Annotated in this window: 16 protein-coding genes; 12 read left to right on the top strand and 4 right to left on the bottom strand. The window is 31.1% G+C overall.

Features of this window, described 5'->3' with window-relative positions; translation table 11 throughout:
* Positions 1-3 precede the first annotated feature (3 nt).
* Together OIO11_RS07805 and OIO11_RS07800 are read left to right on the top strand one after the other, a co-directional pair.
* Positions 4-1,509 (top strand): TolC family protein, encoded by a 1,506-nt coding sequence (locus OIO11_RS07805; RefSeq protein WP_268070882.1) that lies wholly within the window; start codon positions 4-6, stop codon positions 1,507-1,509.
* 22 nt (positions 1,510-1,531) lie between these two features.
* The gene (locus OIO11_RS07800) at positions 1,532-2,668 is read left to right on the top strand and encodes a TolC family protein (RefSeq protein WP_268070881.1); all 1,137 of its coding nucleotides are present in this window, start codon (positions 1,532-1,534) and stop codon (positions 2,666-2,668) included.
* A 292-nt stretch (positions 2,669-2,960) separates the two neighbouring features.
* Here the strand turns inward: OIO11_RS07800 and OIO11_RS07795 are convergent, their stop codons facing one another.
* On the bottom strand, positions 2,961-4,763 hold the full coding sequence (locus OIO11_RS07795) for an Ig-like domain-containing protein (protein ID WP_268070880.1): 1,803 nt from the start codon (positions 4,761-4,763) through the stop codon (positions 2,961-2,963).
* A 148-nt stretch (positions 4,764-4,911) separates the two neighbouring features.
* Between OIO11_RS07795 and OIO11_RS07790 the strand changes: the two genes are divergently transcribed.
* The 4 genes from OIO11_RS07790 (at position 4,912) to OIO11_RS07775 (ending at position 8,580) form a co-directional block, all read left to right on the top strand.
* Positions 4,912-5,307, top strand: a complete 396-nt coding sequence (locus OIO11_RS07790) for a hypothetical protein (protein ID WP_268070879.1) — start codon at positions 4,912-4,914, stop codon at positions 5,305-5,307.
* Between the two features lie 636 nt (positions 5,308-5,943).
* Positions 5,944-6,351: a type VII toxin-antitoxin system HepT family RNase toxin gene (gene hepT, locus OIO11_RS07785; protein ID WP_268070878.1), complete on the top strand. Its 408-nt coding sequence runs from the start codon at positions 5,944-5,946 to the stop codon at positions 6,349-6,351.
* A 98-nt stretch (positions 6,352-6,449) separates the two neighbouring features.
* Positions 6,450-6,749, top strand: a complete 300-nt coding sequence (locus tag OIO11_RS07780) for a hypothetical protein (RefSeq protein ID WP_268070877.1) — start codon at positions 6,450-6,452, stop codon at positions 6,747-6,749.
* Positions 6,750-6,876: 127 nt separating this feature from the next.
* Positions 6,877-8,580, top strand: coding sequence for an ATP-binding protein (locus OIO11_RS07775; protein ID WP_268070876.1), 1,704 nt, complete (start codon positions 6,877-6,879; stop codon positions 8,578-8,580).
* A 62-nt stretch (positions 8,581-8,642) separates the two neighbouring features.
* On the opposite strand, the gene OIO11_RS07770 is transcribed toward OIO11_RS07775, so the two are convergent.
* Genes OIO11_RS07770 through OIO11_RS07760 form a run of 3 tightly spaced genes read right to left on the bottom strand, consistent with a single transcriptional unit; the run spans position 8,643 to position 10,915 of the window.
* A complete protein-coding gene (locus tag OIO11_RS07770; RefSeq protein WP_268070875.1) occupies positions 8,643-9,500 on the bottom strand; it encodes a hypothetical protein in 858 nt (285 codons plus the stop codon).
* A 36-nt stretch (positions 9,501-9,536) separates the two neighbouring features.
* Positions 9,537-10,397 (bottom strand): tyrosine-type recombinase/integrase, encoded by an 861-nt coding sequence (locus OIO11_RS07765; protein ID WP_268070874.1) that lies wholly within the window; start codon positions 10,395-10,397, stop codon positions 9,537-9,539.
* A gap of 2 nt (positions 10,398-10,399) precedes the next feature.
* Entirely contained in the window at positions 10,400-10,915 is a 516-nt protein-coding gene (locus OIO11_RS07760; RefSeq protein WP_268070873.1) for a helix-turn-helix domain-containing protein, read from the bottom strand.
* Between the two features lie 343 nt (positions 10,916-11,258).
* Between OIO11_RS07760 and OIO11_RS07755 the strand changes: the two genes are divergently transcribed.
* From OIO11_RS07755 to OIO11_RS07730, 6 genes are all read left to right on the top strand, one after another.
* Positions 11,259-11,744 (top strand): MarR family winged helix-turn-helix transcriptional regulator, encoded by a 486-nt coding sequence (locus OIO11_RS07755; RefSeq protein ID WP_268070872.1) that lies wholly within the window; start codon positions 11,259-11,261, stop codon positions 11,742-11,744.
* A 49-nt stretch (positions 11,745-11,793) separates the two neighbouring features.
* Positions 11,794-12,951: an HlyD family secretion protein gene (locus OIO11_RS07750; RefSeq protein ID WP_268070871.1), complete on the top strand. Its 1,158-nt coding sequence runs from the start codon at positions 11,794-11,796 to the stop codon at positions 12,949-12,951.
* Positions 12,952-12,953: 2 nt separating this feature from the next.
* Complete coding sequence (locus tag OIO11_RS07745; protein WP_268070870.1) at positions 12,954-14,153, top strand: ABC transporter permease; 1,200 nt, start codon at positions 12,954-12,956, stop codon at positions 14,151-14,153.
* Between the two features lie 2 nt (positions 14,154-14,155).
* Positions 14,156-15,355 carry an ABC transporter permease gene (locus tag OIO11_RS07740; protein WP_268070869.1) on the top strand — a complete coding sequence of 400 codons (1,200 nt, stop codon included), beginning with the start codon at positions 14,156-14,158 and terminating at the stop codon, positions 15,353-15,355.
* A 107-nt stretch (positions 15,356-15,462) separates the two neighbouring features.
* Positions 15,463-17,196 (top strand): Ig-like domain-containing protein, encoded by a 1,734-nt coding sequence (locus OIO11_RS07735; RefSeq protein ID WP_268070868.1) that lies wholly within the window; start codon positions 15,463-15,465, stop codon positions 17,194-17,196.
* Positions 17,197-17,519: 323 nt separating this feature from the next.
* Complete coding sequence (locus OIO11_RS07730; RefSeq protein ID WP_268070867.1) at positions 17,520-22,154, top strand: DUF5050 domain-containing protein; 4,635 nt, start codon at positions 17,520-17,522, stop codon at positions 22,152-22,154.
* Positions 22,155-22,381 lie beyond the last annotated feature (227 nt).

The following is a 22,381-nucleotide window of genomic DNA, read 5'->3' as shown; positions in this document are numbered from 1 at the left end:
ACTATGAAGAGTAAAAAATCTATATTAAAGATGTTAACATTAGGCTTTACATCCGTCTTTATAGGAGGAGCAGTACTTTCTGTAAGTGCTGCTCCTTCAAAGGATGTATTGAAGCTTTCAAAGCAGCAGGCTGTAGATATTTCAATAAAAAACAGCAATGATATGAAAAGGCTTGAAACTGGAATGGATCAGCTGGATAGAAATTTTAAAAAGTATAAAAAGTTAAGCACAGAAGCTGAACAGGCTATGGATGATTTTGATGAGTATAAGAGTGCTTATAAAAAGCTTAATAGTGATGATTTCAAACAGGAAAGCAAGAAATTAATTGAGGCTGTGGAAGGCTATAATGAAGCTGAGAAAAAGCTTAAAGAGTTACAGGAGCAATTGGCAAAGCTTCCAGCAGGTACTCCAGAAGATGATCCTGTGAAAGCAGCCATAAAACAAGGAATTGCTAAGGCACAAGGTACTATGAAGTATATAGAGGAGCAAATTAAACCAGCTACCATAGAATACATGAGAAAACAGTATGATGAAATGAAAGCTAAACTAGCTGAATTTGAGGCTGCAAAAGCAAAGCTTATTGCTGTTGGTCTTGCTGATAAAACTACTGGAGCGCCAAGAAACTTAACATCAAAAGAAGAATATAATTTCTTTATTATGCCTAGAGACATACCTTGGTACACTGTTCAATGTATGATTGAAAAGACAGTTAAGAAAAAAGAATTTGCTACATCTGCATTAGATGTAGGAGTAAAAGAAGCCTATGATAATCTTCTTTACGCCAAGGAAGGTTATAATTTGAAAAAACAATTATATGACAGGATGCTTAAGGGATATAAGGATTTGGTTAAAACTTGTGAAGCTGGTCAGGCTTCTGAACTGCAAAAAAATCTAACTAAAATTGATCTTGATAAAACAAAGCTGGAACTTGATAAGTTATCAAGGGATATAGAAAATGGTAAAATTCAATTTAAAAATGCTTTAGGAGTGAGTCTTACACAGGAAATAGAACTTACAGATAGCCTAAATAAGGCTGTAAAACAGCCTCTAAGCTATCAAGAGTATCTAAGTAGTGCTTTGGGTGCTAGAAGTGAAATATTTGATACTAGCGTTGATTTGAAGGAAAAGAAAAGAACTATGGATATTTTAAAAGATTATTTTGATGATGAAGATTATGAATATATGGATGCTGAAAAGGCATTGGATGAAGCATCTGTGGCACTGGATGAGGCTAAAAAGAATGTAGAAGAAAATATACAGCGTGCATATCTTGATGTTATTCAGAAAAATAGAGAAATTGATTTAGCTTCTAAAAATGTGGATAAGGCAAAACAGCAGCTTGATTCAGCTTCAAAAGCCTATGAGCTTGGAACAAAACCTGTATCGCTTACATGGGATGCAGATCTTGGATTAAACAAAGCACAGATGGATTACAATACTGCTGTGAGAAACTATAATATAGCCTTATATAAACTTGAAAAAGCCAGTAAAGTAGGACCAGCTTATTAGAGGAAGGGAGTTATAAATTAATATGAATAAAAAGATAAAAGTAATGACTGCAGCAATAGCTTTAGTAGGAATTTTAGGGGTAGGCGCCAAATCTGCATGGGGAGCTGCTGATAAAAATTCACAGATTGATATGAATGATATAATTAGACTTACTACATCTAATAATACTGAATTAAATCTGTTTAAGAAGAAAATAGAAGTAAGGGATAAATGGTATCATGATGCTTTAGATGATAGTAAGCATGCTTCAGGTTATCAAAAGGATATGCAAAAATATATCTATCCTTTTAAAAGACAGTTGGAGATCAAGGATCTTGAATGGCAGAAGGATCAGAAACAGGATGAAGTTGTATTAGCTTCAACTAAAGCTTATTATGATATAATGCTTCAAAATCAGATGATAGAACTTCAAGAAAAGAAAATAGAAAGATTGAAAAAGCTTTTGGAATATAAGAAAGAAAAGATTAAACTTGGAACAGAGGCAGCTACTTCTTTAATCGATGATGAAACAAACTTGAAGGATTCTGAAATAAAGCTTCAGCAGCTTAAAAATGATGAGGAAAAGCTTAGAATGGAGCTTAATATGAAAGTAGGTAATCCTGTAGATAAGAAGTTGAATTTAAAGAATGCAGAGATTCCATATGAATCTTTTAAAGTTAAGAATTTAGAAGATGTTGTTGAGAAGATGTTAACAAAATACCACACAGTAAATAACATGGAAGAACAACAAAAAATAGCTATAAAAGAAAAAGATATTGTAGAAGATTATGAGAATGCAAATAGTTCCAGTGAATTAGAAAGGGCTGCAAATCCAGGTGGTGATTATAAGTCAAAGGTTGAGAGCTTGGAGGATCAACTTATAGAACTGAAGTACAAAATGGAAGATGAGAAGAAAAACATAGAAGCTAAAGTTAGAATGGATTACAATACTGTATTAAACTTAAATGACGATGTTGAAGTTAAAAAGCTTGATTATGAAAAGGCACAAACTATGTTAAAAACAGAGAAAGCAAAGCTTGATGCAGGTACAAGTACAAAAGTACAGTATGATGCATCAGAAGAAAGTGTTTTAATGGCTTTATGTGAATATAACAGAGCAAAGCTTAATTATTATGTAGCAGTAGAGAAATTTAAAAACTATACTAAAAGAGCTTTATAATAAATAGCCACCAGCTTAGTTGGTGGTTTCTTTGTACAAGTAAAAAGACTAGCAGGCAAATGCCTGCTAGTCTTTTTTTAGAAATGAGTTATAAGAACTTTTTTTGGGGGGAACCTGCACTATATAATGCAGTATATTTATTATTTGTGGTTTTAAGATATGACTTTTCTTGAAATGTTTTCGTTCTTTATAAATCTTTTCTTTTAATCCGTTCTTTTGAAATTGAGAAGGATAGCTAGGCTATCCTACTCAAAATGTTGTTTATCTTTTTCCGTTTATACTGTTATTGCTATTAAGGTACTACTACTATTGCATCTATTCTTACTTGTAAAGCATCTTTGTCAGCTCCAGCTGGTAATGCAGTAACTAAAGCTTGTGCTGCATCAACATCTGCTTGTAAGCTTGAACCTTCAGCTGTTACTACTGCTGCTGTTGCTGCTGCTAAATCTGCTGCTGCATCTATAGCATCTGTATCTACGATTTCTATTTCAACATCAACTACAGATTTGTTAGCATCAGCAGCTGTATCGAATATTTCATTAGAACCAGTTGTTATTCCTAATCCTACAAAGTCAGCTGCGTCAGTATAGTCGCTATCACTTGCATCAAGTGTTAATGTAACTACATTATTTGATACTGTAGCATTAGTTACATCTACATCGCTATCATCAGTTTTGAATGCATATTTGTTAATGTTAGCATCAGTTAAATCTTCTTGGAAGTATAATGCTACAGTAGCTGTCTTAGTAGCAGCATCGTAATTAACTACTTTTACTGCATCTTCATAGTCATCTCTATCATCCATTGGTACGTCATATTTAACTGTTGCTGTTACGTCTCCACCAGTTGTTTCAGCTAATTTAGCTAACGCAGGAGCTATTTCATCTTTAACGTTCCATGTTTGGTTTGCAGCTAATATATCACCATAGCTGTTTTCTGATTCAGGGCTTGCCACTGTTTTAACAACAACTTGGTAATCGCCTTTGTAAGTTCCATCATATTGTAATTGATCTGCTTCTTTTAAAGTATAAGTTACAACTGTGTTACCGTCTTCTGTAGTTATCTTTGTAGAAGATGGTGTGATTTTTGTAAATACTCCGCCGTTCATGTAACCAAGTTCAACGTCATCTTTTTCAAAGCTAAGTACATCAGCAAATACTACTTTTATAGTTTCGTTATTTACTGCTATTGGTTGGTCGTTATCTTCATCTAATCCGATATTTGTAGCTTTTGGAGCAACTGCTACATTTGAAATTATTTCACTTCTGTTTGCATTAACGTCTTCTACTTTATTGATTGTTAAGCTAATAGTTGCACCAGTGAAATCGAATCTATCATCTAGATCTTCACTATTTCCTGGAAGTTTGATTTCTGCTTTAGTAGCTTCTTCTACTGCTTTGATGCTAGCACCATCGTAATCAGATAAGTTAATTGTGTAAGTTTTTTCACCTTTAACTATTTTCAAATCATAGTTTTCAAGATTGTTGATAGCATATCTGCTTCCATCAACTAACATTTTTGTATCGAAGTCAACAACTACCTTTTGGCTGCTCTTACCTTCATCATAATATCTAGCTGATACACTTGTAACTGCTTCAGTTTCTTTAGCTGTAAATGTCTTAGTAACATCAGCTATTTTGTTTCCAGCTTTGTCTTCAACATCTTCTATTGCTACTGTATATTCTTTTGCATTTTCTAAATCTTTTGATAGAGTTAATGTAACTTCTTTATCATCTGTTAGTTCAGCGTTAGACACTCTTACAGTATTTCCAGATTTATCTTTAACAGTGTAGTTTGATTCTGTTTCAGCTGAATCCTTGTCCATTTCTTCTGTGAAAGTTATAACTACTTTTTTGTTAGAGTCATCATCTTGTTTAAGTTCTTTAACTTCTGGTTTAACTGTATCTTTATTTATAGTAACCTTTATGTTCATATCATCGTTTTTCTTTTCCCATAAATCTTTTAAAGCATCTGCTTCTACGAATATATATGCTGTTTCAGGAAGTTGATCTTCTGATGAAAAGTGTAAAGTAACTTCATTTCCGTCTATTTCAACAGCTTCTACTTCATTTTTGCTTGTAGTATGGTAGAACATTTCAAATACATCATTGCTAGATACCGCTGTGAAATCAGCATCATATTTAGCTTTGTCAGCATCTTTAACTAATTTAGTTTTATCTTCGTAATCAGCGAATTTAACATCTTTGTTAAATACTAATGTTATTTCAGTATCTTTTGCATTTTTGTATTCAGCTATAACTAAAGCTTCTTTATTAACATTTACTGTTGTTTTGTATGAACCTTTCTTTAATGCATATCCAGCAAAATCTTCAGCTTCAGATTTAACATCAACTGTTAATTCTTCTCCATCTTTTAAATCGCTGAAAAGAACTACGTTTAATTCTTTTCCATTGTTGATAGATTCAACTTTTTCTATTGAATATGCTCCATCATTAACTTCAAAAGCATCTTCTAAATCGCTGCCGCTTTTAGCTACTACAGGTTCAGTTAATGTTACTTTTATTGTTCTGATACCAGCAGTTTCAACAGATTCAACTTCAGGAATATCAAAATCTGAAACTTTGAATTCTTTAGTTACTTCTTCTCCAATGATGTTTTCATCTAAAATTAGCTTATAGCTAGCTTGGTTTTGATATTCATCATCCGCATCTCCAACTTTGCTATAATCAACTGTTAAGATAGCTTCTTTTGATCCTTCTTCAAAATCAACACTTTTGAATACATCTTCTATTTCATCACCTTTAAGGTTTTCTAAAGTATAGTTACTTAAATCTGTTACTTCGTCTTTAGCATCTCCTGTTACTGTGTTACTGAATGTTACTTTGATTTGTGCGGCGTTAATAGCACTTATATTTCCAAAAAATATTCAAGTATTTTCCAAGGGGGAAATGGCTATATAGCTTGTCCATAGAGTGCTGGTAAAATACTACAAGTGTAAAATATTTATTAAAAAAATAGTGTAATTTATAATATTAGGTAAAAATTTATTAATAATTTAATATTATAAAAATATTGTTTACAATAAATAATATTATAAAAATAAAGTAAACCCAACATATATAATTTAAGGAATAAAAACACTTAAATAGCTTTAAATTTACAGTTGAATTACAAATATATTCATGCTGTTTAGATAATCGAGTAATATGATATAATAAACCTGATAGAATATTACTAGTTAATCTTTAAAAATTAAGGATAATCCCTAGGGGGTATAAGTATGATTGGAGATATTATGAAGAGGGGAACAATATGTGGAAAATGATGTAATTTATAATAAAATACAGATTATAGAAAGATGTATAAGCAGAATATATGAAGAGTATGATAATAATCCAATAAACCTTGAAAATTATACAAAGCAAGATTCAATAATATTAAATATTCAAAGAGCATGCGAAGCTGCTAGTGATCTTGCTATGCATATTGTTTCAGAAAAAAAACTGGGTATTCCTCAAAATAGTAGAGATGCATTTGAGGTTTTAGAAAGCAATGGATACATAGGTAAGGAGATTATGAAAAAACTAAAAGCTATGGTTGGTTTTAGAAATATTGCAGTACATAATTATCAACCTGTAAACTTAGGGGTAATTAAAGAAATAATTGAAAAGCATTTAACAGATTTAAAAGAGTTTACTGAGATTATAGTGTTAAGAATTTAGATTATTTAGTTTGATATATATTCAACAGAGTGATAAAATATGGATAAGATTGTAAAGTAATTTAAATACATACCACACTTTATAAGGAGATGGAATTTATGAAAGTAAAATGTTTAGATGATTATTTATGTTCAACAATTACAAAGGGAAATGAATATGCAGTAATTGAAGAAGGGGATAACTATTATGTTATCTTGGATAATACTCAGCAGGAAATAGTTACAAGAAAAGACAGATATAAAATTGTAGAAGACAGCGATATTATAAAGAAGATTAAAGCAACAATAAATGAATTAAACTATCAATTAGAAAATGATAATAAAGATATAAAAAGTTTTAATATAAGAAAGAACAGCAAAGGTGAAATTAAAGAAGTTATAGTTAAATTTAAATATTAATTTTTAAAATAAAGACTAATAGGGTGTGTGCCTGTTAGTCTTAACTACTTTTGTAGAATATGTATAAAGTGACTATTTGTAAAGAAAAATGGTATAATATAAATAATGAGTAGAGGGAGGTGTGTATATGATTAAAAAGAAAATACCTTACGGAATCTCAAATTTTGAAGTTTTAAGGAAAAAGAATTATTTGTATGTAGATAAAACAAAATATATTAAAGTTTTAGAGGATTATGCACCATATCAGTTTTTTATTAGACCTCGAAGATTTGGAAAAAGTTTATTTCTTTCTATGCTTGAATCTTATTATGATATAAATAAAAAAGATAAGTTTAATGATTTGTTTGATGATTTGTATATTGGAAAAAATCCTACGGAAGAAAGAAATCAATATCTTGTATTTAAAATTAGTTTTGCTGGAATTAATACTAGTTCTGGTGAAGAAAAATTAAAAGAAAGTTTTAATTTTAAAGTTTTTTCATCAGCTCAAGGTTTTATTTTAAAATACAAAAACTTATTAGGAGAAAATGAAATTCCGGATAATGTAAATAGTGCGGAAATGGTGATTGAATATATAAGAAGAATAACTTCTAATATTAATATGCCAGTTTTTGTTCTTATAGATGAGTATGACAACTTTGCTAATGAATTAATTACTGGAGGAAGAAAAAATACATATGAAAGTCTTATGCATGGTGAAGGGTTGGTTAAAGCATTCTATAAAGCAATTAAAGACGCTACCATGGATAATTTCACAAGGTTATTTATGACAGGGGTAAGTCCTATAATGTTGGATGATTTGACAAGTGGATTTAATATTACAGAGAATTTAAGTTTACGACCAGATGTAAATGATATTATGGGATTTACAGAAAATGAATTAAGAGAAATTATTCAATCTTTAAAAATTGGCGAATTTACAGATGAAGAAATAGTTATAAGTGATATGAAAAAATATTACAATGGATATTTATTTAGTATTAAAGGAAAAAATAGAATTTATAATTCAGATATGACTCTCTATTTCTTGAAATATTTAACTAATGATTATGAATACCCAATGCATATGATAGATAATAATGTTAAAACAGATTATGGAAGAATTAATCAGCTAGCAGATAATTTTAGAGATGAAAGTACAGTTCAAGAAATAATTTCAACTGAAGAAATAAGAACAAAGCTTGTAGATAGGTTTAACCTTGCTACTATGTATTCAAAAAGTGAAAATTTTATATCGTTACTTTATTATCTTGGAATGGTTACAATAAAAGAACCTTTCGAAGATCAGGTTGTGCTCACAATACCTAACTATGCTATAAGAACAATTTATTGGGAACAGATTTTTGAAAGATTGCAAAAAGAATTAAAAATTAATAATGACAGATTAAAAGAGTGCATAAGAAAAATGAGACTGAATGGTGAGATAGGTAATTTTATTGAATTTTTTAAAGAAATCCTTTCTGAACTTTCTAATCGAGATCTTATAGGTATGGATGAAAAAGGAATTAAAATGATACTTATGACTTTGTTTGGTGTAGATGGAACATATATGACTATTAGTGAAGACGAAAATAGCAATGGATATATAGACATAATGCTAAAAAAGAAAATCCAATTTGAATCATTTACAAAATTTCAATGGATAATTGAATTAAAATATTTAAAGGAATCAGAAAAAGATAAGCTAGAGGAGATAATGCTACAAGGTCTTGAGCAACTTAAGAGATATGCAAAAAGTAAGAAGATTAAGGAAGGGTTTAAAGAAGAAGAAATAAGAAAGGTACTTATTGTAGTGGTGGGAAAAAAGAACGTATATGTATATAATAATTAAACAGTATTAAAAAAAGGTGGTTTTGTTTTTGTAAAAACCACCTTTGCTAGTTTGAGTTAAAGTTAAGATGTAAACAATGAATTTACTTCAATTTCGTATCCGTATTTTTTCAAAAATTCAATAATTGCAACTTCAAAGATTTCTCTTTGGCTAACATTCTTTTCTTTGCTGAATTCTTTTATAAGCTCTGCAAGGTTATGAGACATGCAAAGGGATTTTGTAATAGTTATTCCTCCAACGACATAGCGTGGAATAGTACCTCCGCTGTTTATGGAAAGAATTTCAGCAAGTTTATCTTTATTGCGATCAATCATTTCAAGCATAGGAATTAGCTTTTGAAATCTATCCATTTTAGCAGGATTTTCATGGAAATCACTTAAAAAATCATCAGAATGAGAAAGAGAAAAATCATTAGAAGTAGAGTTTACAGCTATTTCATCTTCATAGTCATCTTCCATAAAATCTATTTCAGGCTGTTGACCTTTTAAAAGAACATAATTTTGTTTTTCACTGGACCATACATAACCTTTATCCTTCATATACATAGCGATAGTTCTATGATCCTTCATTCCTACCTTTTTGGCAATTTCTATTGGTTCAAGTCCTGCAGCGAACAAGGAAATTATTTTTTCAACTTTAAAAGTACTGGAAGTCATTTCGATTTTAGGAGCTTCAGCAGGTTTCAATAGATAATTTTGTTTATTGGAATCCCAAAAGTATCCGCGTCTCCTCATAAACATATCCAGTGTTCGGTAGTTTTTGTGATTAAACTCTTTAGCTAGATCATCACGAGTTTTTCCTGAAAATAAACTTTTTATAATATATTTGTCATCATATTCTGCTTTAATATTTGCTGCGATTTCACTTCTTGTGATTTCTTCATATGGAGAAAAAGCACCATTCATGGTTCTGGTATACATATAGTTCACTTCTTTCTAGTAATTTGATATTTTATATTATAATACGTTAATTGATTTATTTAATTCTTCCATATTTGCATGAGTATATATTGAAGTTACTTTTAAATTTGAGTGTCCTAATAATTTTTGCACATAAACCAGACTTACTCCGTTTTTTATTAGATTAGATGCAAAACTGTGGCGAAGTATATGAGCACTGATATGCTTTTTCCAGCCAAGCATTTCAACTGTTTCTCTCAAAGTTTGATTTACATAATTGGCACTTAAACTACCAGTTTTCTTTGTTGCAAAGAAGTATGGGCTATTTACATCAGGCCTTTCATTGGCTAAGTAATTTTCAAACAGGGGAATGAGATTCTCATTTATGGGAATATCCCTATTTTTATTACCTTTTCCACCTATGACATGAATAATTTTGTTTTGAAGATCAACATCGTCTAGATTGAGACTGAGACACTCATTTATTCTAAGACCAGTATAGTATAGGGTTTTTATAACCAACTTAATCAAGGGATGGTCTATAGCTTCTATGAGAGTAAAAGCCTCTTCTGTTGAAAGATATGTACGCTCTTTTTTTTGAATCTTAATTGGCTCAACAGCCATGGCAAGATTGAAGGTACACAATTTATTTTTACATGAATAATTCCAAAAAGAACGCAGTGTATGTAAATTTCTGCTTCTGCTGGCGGTCTGTAAATTTTTCTTTTTCAGATAATAGAGATAATCTTCTATATCTGTTATTTGTATTTCATTTATATATAGTGGACAGTTATATTTATGTTCAAGAAATTTTTCAAAGTTAGCAAGATCAGTTGCATAAGAACGAACAGTTTCGCTACTTTTGTCTGTCATTACCAAATAATGTTTAAATCTTTTAATTGCCTCTCTTAGTAACAAGTCTATAGCTCCTTTCCTTTATAAGTGTTTTCAAGCCAGTTTGCGGTAAAAGTATCTATAAACTGTGTGCAGGTTTTCTGCAAGTTTTTATTATCCTTATCAAATAAAAAGTTCATATTTGTTTTTAAACTTCTTGCGAATTTTTTTACAGAAATACATTCACATTCAATAATTTCCTTATATATTTGAATTCCTAAAGCTCTTGTGAAATTTTTTGTTTTGTCGGGTAATTTTTTATATAAGCTATTGCCACTGGAATTCAGTGTTCTTATAGATTTAACCGAATTAATCATATCAGCTGCTATGTAATTGGAAATATCATCCTTTTCATCATACAGCAGAGATATTACAGGTACATTGAAGGCAGTTGAAATTTTTTCAAGCAAATTAGTATCTATTGATGGTTTGCTTTCAATGCGGCAAATAGCTGAACGACTTATACCTAACATATCTGCCAAATCTTGTTGTGTAATATTAGTTTTTTTTCGTAAATTCTGAATGTTTTTCCCAATGTCCATTTTTTCATGCCTTTCTATAATCTATATTAAGATATAAATAATACCATGGATTGTTATGTCTTATATGTAAGGATGATAGCATTAATGTTTAATAATGTCAACACATTAATGTTCAAAATTAGAACATTTTTGAAAAAAGCCGACTAAATACCATTTATAATGGACAAAACATATATCAGATTAAAAAGTTTAACGGAAAATATTATTTGTAAATATTTTTGTAAAAAAAATTTACATTATTAACAAGGCAGCTTTTTATCTACATTTTCCAGTTGACAAATTTAATTAATATATTTACTATTAATATATAAACTATAAATATATTTATTATGGGGGTGCTAAAATGTCTAAAAGAATGGATGATTTATTAAATACATATGATTGGATTGAAGATGTTTCAACGAAATTAATGGGGAATTTTATCAAGACAACATTGTTAATAGATAAGATATTTGATAAATATTATAAAGAAATAGGGTTATCCAAACCACAGTTTCAATCTTTATATTTAGTTTATCTGGCTGGTGATGAGGGGCTTGCTCTTTCTGAGCTTGGAAGCAAAATGTGTGTTACAAAAGCCAATATAACTACACTGGTTGACAGAATGGAATCATATGGTTTTATGCATAGAGTCAGCAATCCTAAAGATCGCAGAAGTATAAATACGGTAATTACAGAGGAAGGAAAGAAAATACTTAATAAGGTGATGCCTGAATATAAGGAGTTCTCTGAAAAAATAATGAATTTTTTATCAGATAAACAAAAAGAAATTGCCAATGAACTTTTAGAAAAAATTCAAAAAGGTTTAATTGAAACTCATTTTAAATAAAAATCTATGAGTAATTTATGTAATATAAGCAATCAGGGGGAGTTTACAAATGAAAAAATTTACTAAAGCTATTATTTCAGCAGCTATTATTTCCAGTACTTTTACAGGATGCAGTTCTGTATCATCGATGGTATCATCACTGAATGTAACAGGAGAAGAATTAGTTAAAGCTCAAGAACCAAATCTCATTGTACAAGGTCAGGTAGAGACAGAAGAAATTAGTATTAATACGAAGATACCAGGAAATATAACAGAAATAAAAGTATCAGAAGGAGATAGAGTAAAAAAAGGTGATGTGTTAATTTGTATATCAAGTGATGCACTTTTGGCTAAAAAGGCTCAAGCAGAGGCGGCTATTGCTGCGGCTACTGGACAATTAAAGGCAGCACAGGCTGCAAAAGCGGCAGCTGTTGCACAATCTCAAAAAGCAGAAAATGGTGCTCAAGCGGAAGATATAGCAAAAGCAAAGGCTGCATGTGATTTTGCAAAGGAAGCACATGATTTTGCACAGGAGTCTTACGATAGAGTACATGCTCTGTATGAACAAGGTATTGCTACAAAACAGCAAAATGATGAAGCTTCAACAAAATTAAAGGAAGTTGCAATGAAATTGGAAGTAGCAAAACAAACCTATGATCAAGCAGTAAAAGGTGCCAGAGAAGAAGACAAGCTTGCGGCAAAAGCTTTGGTTGCTAAAGCTGATTCTATGATTCAAGCGGCACAAGGACAGGTAGCACAAGCACAAGCAGCTTCAAGAGAAGCATCAACATATATAAAAGATACAGTAATTACAGCACCATCAGATGGAGTTATTACTACAGTTAATCCAAAAGTAGGAGAACTTGTTTCTACAGGAATGCCTTTAATTACAATATCTAAAATAAGTGACCAATGGGTTGAAGTAAAAGTACAAGAGAAGGATCTTGCTATGGTTTCTGTCGGTAAAAAAGTAACTGTTAAATTGCCAGCGTATAAAGAACAAGAGTTTGAAGGAAAGATTGCTAAAATTAATGCTAAACCCGATTTTGCTACTAAAAGAGCAACTAATGATAATGGAGAGTATGATATTCTGTCTTATGGAGTGAAAATACAGTTTACTAAAATGGATAAAGAATTACATCCAGGAATGACAGCTTTTATTGATTTTGGTAAAATACCAGAGGTAAAGGCAGAAGCTAAAAAAGAGCCAAAGAAAGCTGGGAAATAGTTATGAAAGAGAAAATAAAAAAGTGGATAACCACAATAAATTGGATAGCATTCATAAAGAAAACTTTAATGTTATTCGTAATGTTATTTATTATTCCTATTTCTTCTAGTTTTTTATTTGGCTATAATATGCAGGCTAAACAAATACAGAATATACCCACTGTTATTGTGGATAAGGATGGATCTTCCTTCAGTCGTATGCTTACTGAGGAAATACGAAATAATGAAACTTTCAATATAGTAAAATATTCACAGCAGGACAGTGATATTCAAAGCATGATAGAACAGAATAAGGCTATGGTAGGAGTAGTAATTCCACCTTCTTTTTCACAAGATTTAAAGGAAGGCACAGGACCTAAAACTCTAGTGTTTTACGATGGCTCACAAATGTCAATCACTAGTGCGGCAAAAGCCAGGATGACAGAGATATTGCTAACTGTTAAGATGGGATATATGAAAAAGGTAATGGAAGGAAAATTGAATATACTTCCAAATCAATCAATAAAGACTGCAGCTCCTATGTATTTTTCCTACCGTCTTTTAAATAACCCTACCAGGAATTATGTGAACTTCCTTATACCAGGGATGCTAATAGGAATTATTCAGGTAGGTTTGGTTATGATAGGAGCAGATCGTGTTCGTGACAAGGAAAAATATTTTGGATTCCTTTTACTTAAAAATTTGTTTTGGGGTATCTTGGGAGCTGCATCAATAGCAGTTGCCATGTGGGTTCAAATTCATTACTTTGGAGTGGCGTATAGAGGTACATTAGAAGGTGGATTAAAATTAACCCTGTTATATTCCATAGGTATGGTTTCTTTTGGAGCTTTAGTTAAATTGATAATTCCAAACAAATTATTAGCTACTCAGGTAGCAGCATTTTTAGTGCTGCCTTCCAGCATATTAGGAGGATATACATTTCCACTAATGGCAATGCCTAAGGCATTTCAACAACTGGGACAGTTTATCCCATATGTTCATTATGCTGAACCATTAAGAGATTTATCTATGAAAGCTATTGATATTAGTTATATTGCATCAGATATGAATTGGTTGGCTAAATTTGTTGTTTGGATGTGGATAGCTTCAGTGATAGTATTTTTTACTAAAAAGCTTATAAAAATCTTATGGAACAAATTAAGTGAGGAAAAACAGCAAAAACAGCAAAATAAACAAAAAGAAAATGTAGAGGCGGTGGCGTAGACATGAGTAAAAAAGAAATTTTGAAAATGATTGTAGTTTGGCTGAAAAATTTTCTTATGTTGATTGCAGTACCCGTATTGTTTGCATTTGTTTTTGGAAATGTTTATAGTAAGACTTTTGTAGAAAAAATACCTATGACTATTCTTGACATGGATAACTCTAGCATATCAAGGATGATTACAAAGCAATTTAAAGAAAGTCCAGGTTTTGAAATAATAAATTATGCAAAATCGGAAGATGAACTAAAAGAACTGATAACAAGAAAAAAAGCATATGCAGGGCTTGTAATACCTAAAGATTTTCAGAAAAATGTAAAAGAAATGAATGCACCTAAAACCCTTTTTATAGTAGATCAAAGTAATATTGTTATTGGAAACAATGCTTTTGCTTATGGAAGTGAAATATTAAATACACTTAATGCAGGGGTTCAGCTTAATGTTTTACAAGGAAAAGGTATGAATCCTTATGAAGCTAAGAAAGCAGTTACTTCCATGTCGTTTGTTCAACGTGTACTATATGATCCTCAAATTAGTTATATGAAATATTTGATGTTTGGGATAATAGGCATAATGATTCAGCAGACTTTTTTAGAAGTACTTGCACCAAGTTTGATAGAGGATAAGAAAAAAATATTGAATATGAAAGTGAAATCGATAGAAAGTTTAAAACATTTAGGAGTTCTTCTTGTGAGAATTCTAGCTGCAGCAGCTTTGGCGTTTGCAGGGTTCAGCATCTCTTTTTATGTAGCTTGCAAATATTTTAATCTGCCTATGAGAGGAATAATACTGTATGATTATATATTATTAATAGTATTTATTTTAGACTTGATAGCGGTAAGCTTTGTGTTTGCTGCAATATTTAAAGAAGTCCTTCCATGTGTACAGATATGTATGTTTTTATCTGTTCCTGCAATTTTAACCTGTGGATATGTTTGGCCGGAATATATGATGCCAGAAGGTTTGGCTAATATAGTAAAAATGATTTGGCCATTAGGATATTTTATTAATCCATTGAGAGATATAAATTTGAAAGGCTCTGGTTTTCAAGTAATATTACCATATATTCAAGGGGGATTGCACTATGCTGCTGTTTGGCTTCCAATAGGAATTGGACTGTATGTACTTAGAATATGCATTGATAAGTGGATACAAAATATAAAATTAAATAAAGTAGAAGAAGGAGCAGCAGATATTACTGCTTAGTGTGTATTGAAAAATCTATTTTTATAAGTTTATATGATTTTTGATTTCCGCTTTTTATGTTATAATGTATAGGAAAACAATGGGATACAAAGTGGGAGGAATTGCAAATGAATAACGGAAGAGTTTTGAAATTATTAATATTTTCAGCTCTGGCAGCGGTTTTTTTATCCTTTAATTCAAATAAGGCTTATGCTGCTGACAAAACAGACAACTGGAAGACAGAAGTGATAGAGGAGCCTGTGCTACCGAATAAGGAATGGAATGTTAAGTTTACTACAGGTATAGATGTAAAATCATTGACAACAGAAAACATATATCTGATAGATTCAAATGGACAAAAATTTACTGATCTTAAATTTGAGCCTGTAGAAAGTGTCATAGAGGGTTCAGCTGATAACTTGAAAGAGGTTAAAGAGATTAGAATTATTCCTACAAATGAATATGTACAGGATGAGACTTATTCAGTATGCGTAAGCAGTGGAGTAAAGTCCAAGGGAGGAAGAAATTTAGTAACTCCTTGCAAGCTTCAGTTTAAGGTTAAGAAAGTAGACTCGGATTATTTTAAAATCAGAAATATAAAACAAGTTAGTAAAAATGTCATAAATGTATATTTTACACAACCAATTAATGAGGAAGTAGAACAGCCTTTATATTATGAAATTCTTGAAGATGGGGCAAGTTTTGCTAAGGGCGGGTACAGAAGTATGAATGTACAAGTTCTTAAAGATTGCAGTAATGGAGTGCAGATATACTTAAAGGAAAACAGTCTGTCAGAAGGAAGAAATTATACTGTAAGAATTCTTGGAGATTTAGTAAGTGATTATGGTGTTAGACTTTTAGATGGATTTGGAGATGAAGCAGATTTTGATGGCGTGGCATCAGAAAATAAAGCTCTTGCTTTAAACAAGGCTGTTATTAGAAACAGTACTTCTATGGAGCTTTCTTTCAATAAGGCAGTAGATTCTCAAACAGCTGAAAATATTGGGAATTACTCAATAAGAGATTCAAAGGGAGCACCACTGCAGATTGATAAGGCAGCAGTTAGTAAAGAAGGAAATAAGGTTATTTTAAATGTAAGCGGTTCTCTTGCAAAAGGACATACGTATACTATTACTATTAGAAACGTTAAAGACAGTATAAGAGAAACCACTCTAAACTTGATAGACTATAAAAATGAAGAAATGAATAAGGATGAATACAATCTTTCAATAGTTAGTACACAAGCTTTGTGCAATACGGTTGTTCTTGTTAAATTTGATAGGAATCTTGATGCTTCTCAGGATTTTAAAACTTATGATTTTGAAGTTCAAGGAGTTTCAGATAATAGTTATTACAAGCTATCATCATCTTCTGTATACTTTAATGGAAGCGAAGATGGAAAAACTGTTAAATTGTATTTAAGCAAGCCTTTAAAGTATAATGAAACTTACAGAGTAATTGTTTCTAAAGATGTAAAGGATGAGTATAAACAAAAATCTACTAAAGACATTCAATATAAGTTTTCTGGAGTAGGCAGCAAAAGTGATGATGCATATGTTAAAAATGTTGTAACAATAGGTAAAAAGCAGATAAAGGTTGAATTTGGACAGGAAATGAAAAATGGAGATGCAAATATAGATGCTGCAAATTATTCTTTAGAACGTAATGAAGGAGCAAATAAAAAAATAACTATAGGTTGCAGTGGAGTTAAATATGTAAATTCCACAACAATTATTCTAACCTTTGATGATATGGATGACAGTGAAAATTACCTGTTAAAAATAAATTCTTTGGTTGATCATGAGGGTAAAGCTAACAATAACTATGCAACTGGTGTAGATGTAAAATTGGGAACATATTAAGAAAAATAAATACTAAAATTAAAGTCCTATGCGAAAGTATAGGGCTTTTTTGTAGTAACCAGAAAAGAAGGTGCTATTAAAAGATATGCTAAAAGCCATAATATCAAATATGGAACTTGCAATAAAGGGTAATTTAGATAAATATAATATTATTTATTCAAATTACCCTTTATTGGTGGACATGCTAAATATTATAATTTATAATTAAGGTTATGTGAAAATTTATAATAAAAATCCCGCTGTAGGGTAATATTTTCATAATTAATAACGATAAATAAAATACATGAAGAAATAACTTATTTTTTATTACGGGAGGGAGAATTTTGAAACAAAAGAATTTTAGAAGAATTTTATCGCTGATGCTAGTCACGGTGTTTTTACTTACTCCAACTACAGCTTTGGCTAAATCAAAAGACGATAAAGACGAAGACTATAAGGTTACATACAAAACTCAAGGAGTTTCGGCTAATAAGACTTGGACTATCAAGTTTAATAGAGAATTGGATGAAAAGACTATAAATGCAACTAATGTTTGTGTTCAAGACTGGAATGATAAATGGGTTTCTACTCATGTATCTGTTTCAGAAAACAAGAGAGAGATAATTATAAAACCAAATTATAAATATGTTCAAGGCAAGCAGTATCACATAGTTTTAAAAGATATTAAGGCTAAGAACGGTAAAAAATTAGTTAAGCATAATAAAATTTATTTCAATGTAAATAATGTATTTTCAGGACTTCCAGCAGAAGAAGGGGTTATTATTGTAGGAGATACAGCCTATTCCATAGATTATCTTGCCAGTAATTCCAGGTTAAAAAATGAAATTTTAAATGGAAATTATGATGTTTATTACTGCTATGGACCTACTTTGGAAAAAATAAAAAATATTTTAGGTGATATAGATATTTCAGGAAGTGATAAACCTAAACTATATGACAGGATTAATTATACTGGATCAAGAGGGGAAAGAAGAATATACAAATTGAACAAAGAAACTTCTGAGTACGAGCTTGTTCCACCCTCAGTAAATGCAGAGGTTACAGTTAATTCAAGTGCTAAAGTTATAATGGTTAAGGTTACTAGTGTAGAAGGTATTGATGGAGCAGAATATTTTAGAGTAGAACATAATAACAGTGTTAAAAAAATAGGAGAAACTGTTGTATTCACATCTTCAAGCAGCTCAGAAAATATTCAGATTTTATCAAGTAACAAATCTGTTTTAGCTACGGGAAAATTATATACGCTGTACTATAATAAAGGTGTAAACAATCTTAGAATTGCAAATGGCAATCTTGAAGGGAATACAGCTGGAAATATAAATAATAACGGATATGTAACAGAAGATAGTGACGGATATTTGTATTTCAATAATACGGGAGATGGAAGCAAATTATATAAATTTGATACCAATGGTGTGTTCAATAATGCTATATGCAATGATGATGCTCAATACATAAATGTTCTTAATGATTGGGTATATTACAGTAACTATACAGATGGTGGAAAATTGTATAAGATAAGAAAAGACGGTACTGGAAGACAGAAAATATGTGGCGATATGGCTGCTTATGTAACTTTGGCGGGAGATTGGATTTATTATAGCAATCATTCAGAAAGTGGAAGGCTGTATAAGATAAGAACAAATGGTACTGAAAGAAAAATTGTCAGCAGTGCATTAAGGGATGAAGTAGCTTATATTAATGTGTCAGGACAATGGATATACTATACAAATATAAATGACAGACATAAACCTTATGTAATCAGTACAGATGGTAAATATATTGCCAAGTTAAGTGAAGAGTGGGCAAATTCAATTCAAGTTAATGGAGAGTGGATTTACTATACATCAAGCTCAGGAGTTTTAAGCAAAGTTAAAAAGGATGGTACAGGAACTGTTATTCCGATAAAAGGACAAACAAGAGAGTTTGATAAAGGTTTCCATATAAATGTTGTTGCCAATTGGTTGTATTACAGTAACTATCAGGATGGTGGAAAGCTGTACAAGATAAGTACGGATGGAAGTGGTACAAAATATAAATTAACTAATGAAACAGTTGATTACATAAGTGTAGTAAATGCTTCAATTTATTATACCAGCAAGAAAAAGCTGTACAAACTTCCTTTGGATACAGATGGTAAAATAAAATCGGAAGCCGTAGGTAAAACAAAAAATGGAAATAAAATAATAAAGATGGATGATATCAAGCTTACTGTTGATTATGCAGATGTAAATTTAAAAATAGAAGAGCTTGAAAATAAATACTTACCTGATAAAGTACCAGGAATTATGGATGATAATACAATGCATCAATTTTCAGTAGTTTGGGATAAGAAGAAGGCAACCATGAGAAATGGTGTTCGTACTTATATTGGAGAAGTTATAGGATTTAGCAGAAAAGTCAAGGTAGAGCTTTGGTTAGCTTCAGAAAAGCTTAATGAAACTAATACAATAAGAATGTATAACAATCCAGGCAAGAACACAGATATAATTGAAGTAGAAAATGAATTTGATAGCAATCTGTTATCTAACCCAAGAAAGTTAAATATTGGTGATGAGATAAATGTTTATGATAGCGAGGATTGTGTAAAATCTTTAGGTAAGGCAACTGTAACAAGAATTGGAAAATACAACAGAGCAACAGTTCAAAGATTGGAAATAGATAAATATGCACAAAAAAGCTTGTGGATTACAGTTACAAGAAAAGGAAAGGCACCTAGCAGACCTACTGAAATTAAATATGCAGATACACCTTCTATACTTAGTGCTGAGGATGGAGACAATGAAAGTATAGGAGTAAGTGGAAAAGATTTTAAAATAGAAAAGTGGGTACCTTCACAAATAAAAGCTCCTGACCATTATTATGTATATATACTTTCAGGAAGTACTAAACTTGATTTGAGTAAAAGTGATTTACTAGATTCAAAATATGAATTTAATAAAATAGATTCAATAAGTATCAGTAATTCAACTACTGGAAGACTATGGCACGGCGATGATTCAATAACTAAGGACAGTAAGAGAATTACGTTTAAAAAAGGAAAATACAATATTTTTGTTGCAGGTAAATTTGAAGGCTGGGCTTCTGATGATGATAGAAACAAGAATCCAAAGGTAGAAGGTTATGTGTCCAGTGATGAGTATACCATAGATGTGGATGATGAAATGCTTCCTAAAAAACCAAGCTTTACTAAGCAAAAGATTAAGAAATATGATGAAGTTAAGTTAAGTTCTGCACCAGCTAAAGGAGAAGAAGCTTGGTTAATACCTGTTAGTAGGGTAGGTGAAGTTATAAATTGGACAACTTCTAGTGGAAAACCATGGCCGTTTACTAGTACAGATATTGCCAATAAGACAGTTGTCAAATTGGATGGGGACGGTGCTGTTAAAGTTATGAATGCACCAAAGGGAATGGATGCAAATGATCCAAACTATGATGATATAGAGTACAAGCTTGTAATCAAAAATAAGGTTGGAGCATCTCCAGTTTCAGACTATACGATTACAGTAGACAACAAAAAACCTAAAGTAGAGTTATCTGATAGAGTTAATGTAGGGGATGCAGCTAAGTTGTATCTTGGAGAAGCTTTTAAGGTAATTACTGATGAAAATAGTGATTTGTATATTATAAGCAAAGATATTGGAAATATAGACAGTATAGATTTAATTAAAGAGGCTGTTAAAGCTAAAATTGGTAAAGAATTTAGAGGTGCAAGAGTAGGAATTCCTAAATATATGAGTACCGATAAGTTAGAAGCAGCTACTACAGATGTGCATATAAACTATAGAATAGTGGCTGTTGATGATGTTGGAAATATTTCAGAAGCAAAAGATGTTACAGTATGGATAGATTTAGATCCTTTAAAAGGTTTAATAGACCAAGCTAAGGGAGTGTTGTTAACATTAGATGATGACAGCAGGAAAAAATTAAATGATGCTGTTATTAAGGCTAATGAAGTTGCCATGAATGCATCAACTTTGAAAAATGTTTCTCAAAGAGAGATAGATAATGCAGCGGACAGATTAAAGACTGTTATGCTGGATATTGGTGTGCCGGATTCAAATGCTTCAGACAGAGAAATAGTTCTTGCTGAGAAAAATGGACTTACAATAGAAAATATGAGTAATATAACAGAAGATATAGTTTTACCGACAAAGGGTAATTTTAGAGATGATGTTAGCATTGCATGGGTTTCTGATAAAAGCAACATACTTTCCAATACAGGAAAAGTGGAGAGACCAGTAGGCAGAGATGAAAGAGTTACATTAACTGCTACTATAATTAAAGGTTCAGAAAAGGCTATAAAGAAATTGTATGTTACAGTAAAACAGATAGAAGTTATTATGAATCCTGTAACTGTAAATAAAGTAGATGCTGAAACCAGTGAAATTTCAGTAACCTGGGAAGCACCAGAGTCAAAAAATGTAGCACGCTATGAAATAGTGGTGAAAGAAGGAAGCATGCCTTCCATATCAATTGCAGGTATAGTTTATGCATCTGATAAACGTGATACAGGAGATAAACCAATTAAGTTTACTAATAATGATGCTGTTGAAAAGAGTATATATATAGCAGTAATAGTGGTTGGTACAAATGGAAGCAAGACTATGTGCAACAATATTCAAGATGCAGTTATTCAAGCGAAAGAAGAAAGTGTGGTTGAAAAAACAGATGCAGAAAAAGTGGCAGAAGCAAAAGCAGCATTAGATATTCCATTGGGGGGCAATAGTGCATTAGATAACATAACTGGACCACTTGGAATATTACCAACAACAGGAGAAAATGGAACAACAATATCTTGGATAGCAGATAAGCCAGCAGTAGTAAGTAAAGACGGTCAAATAGTAAATAGACCACTGGCAGCAGATCCAGATGAAACAGTAACAATTACAGCTACAATTAGTTTAAATGGCGAAGTGACTACAAAAGATTTTATTTTAACAGTAAAACACTTATAAGTTTAAGTAAAACAATTTAAAATTGGGTTTAAAAATAATTTTAAACATATGACATTAACTAGAACTAGCCCAGGAAAGAATGTTCTTTCCAGGGCTTTTCATTGTAAGGTGGAACATTATTTAAATATGATAGAAAGTTAACAATTTATTTACTCTATGTGGAAGAGAAGCAAGCTAATTTTGTTCATTAAATTGGACAGGTATGGTATACTTATGTATGTCAAAGT

It is taken from the genome of Clostridium sp. ZS2-4 (genome assembly GCF_026719745.1).
Lineage (GTDB): Bacteria > Bacillota > Clostridia > Clostridiales > Clostridiaceae > Clostridium_H.
The sequence above is the reverse complement of the archived record's forward strand: the minus strand, read 5'-3'. Positions and strand labels throughout refer to the sequence as shown.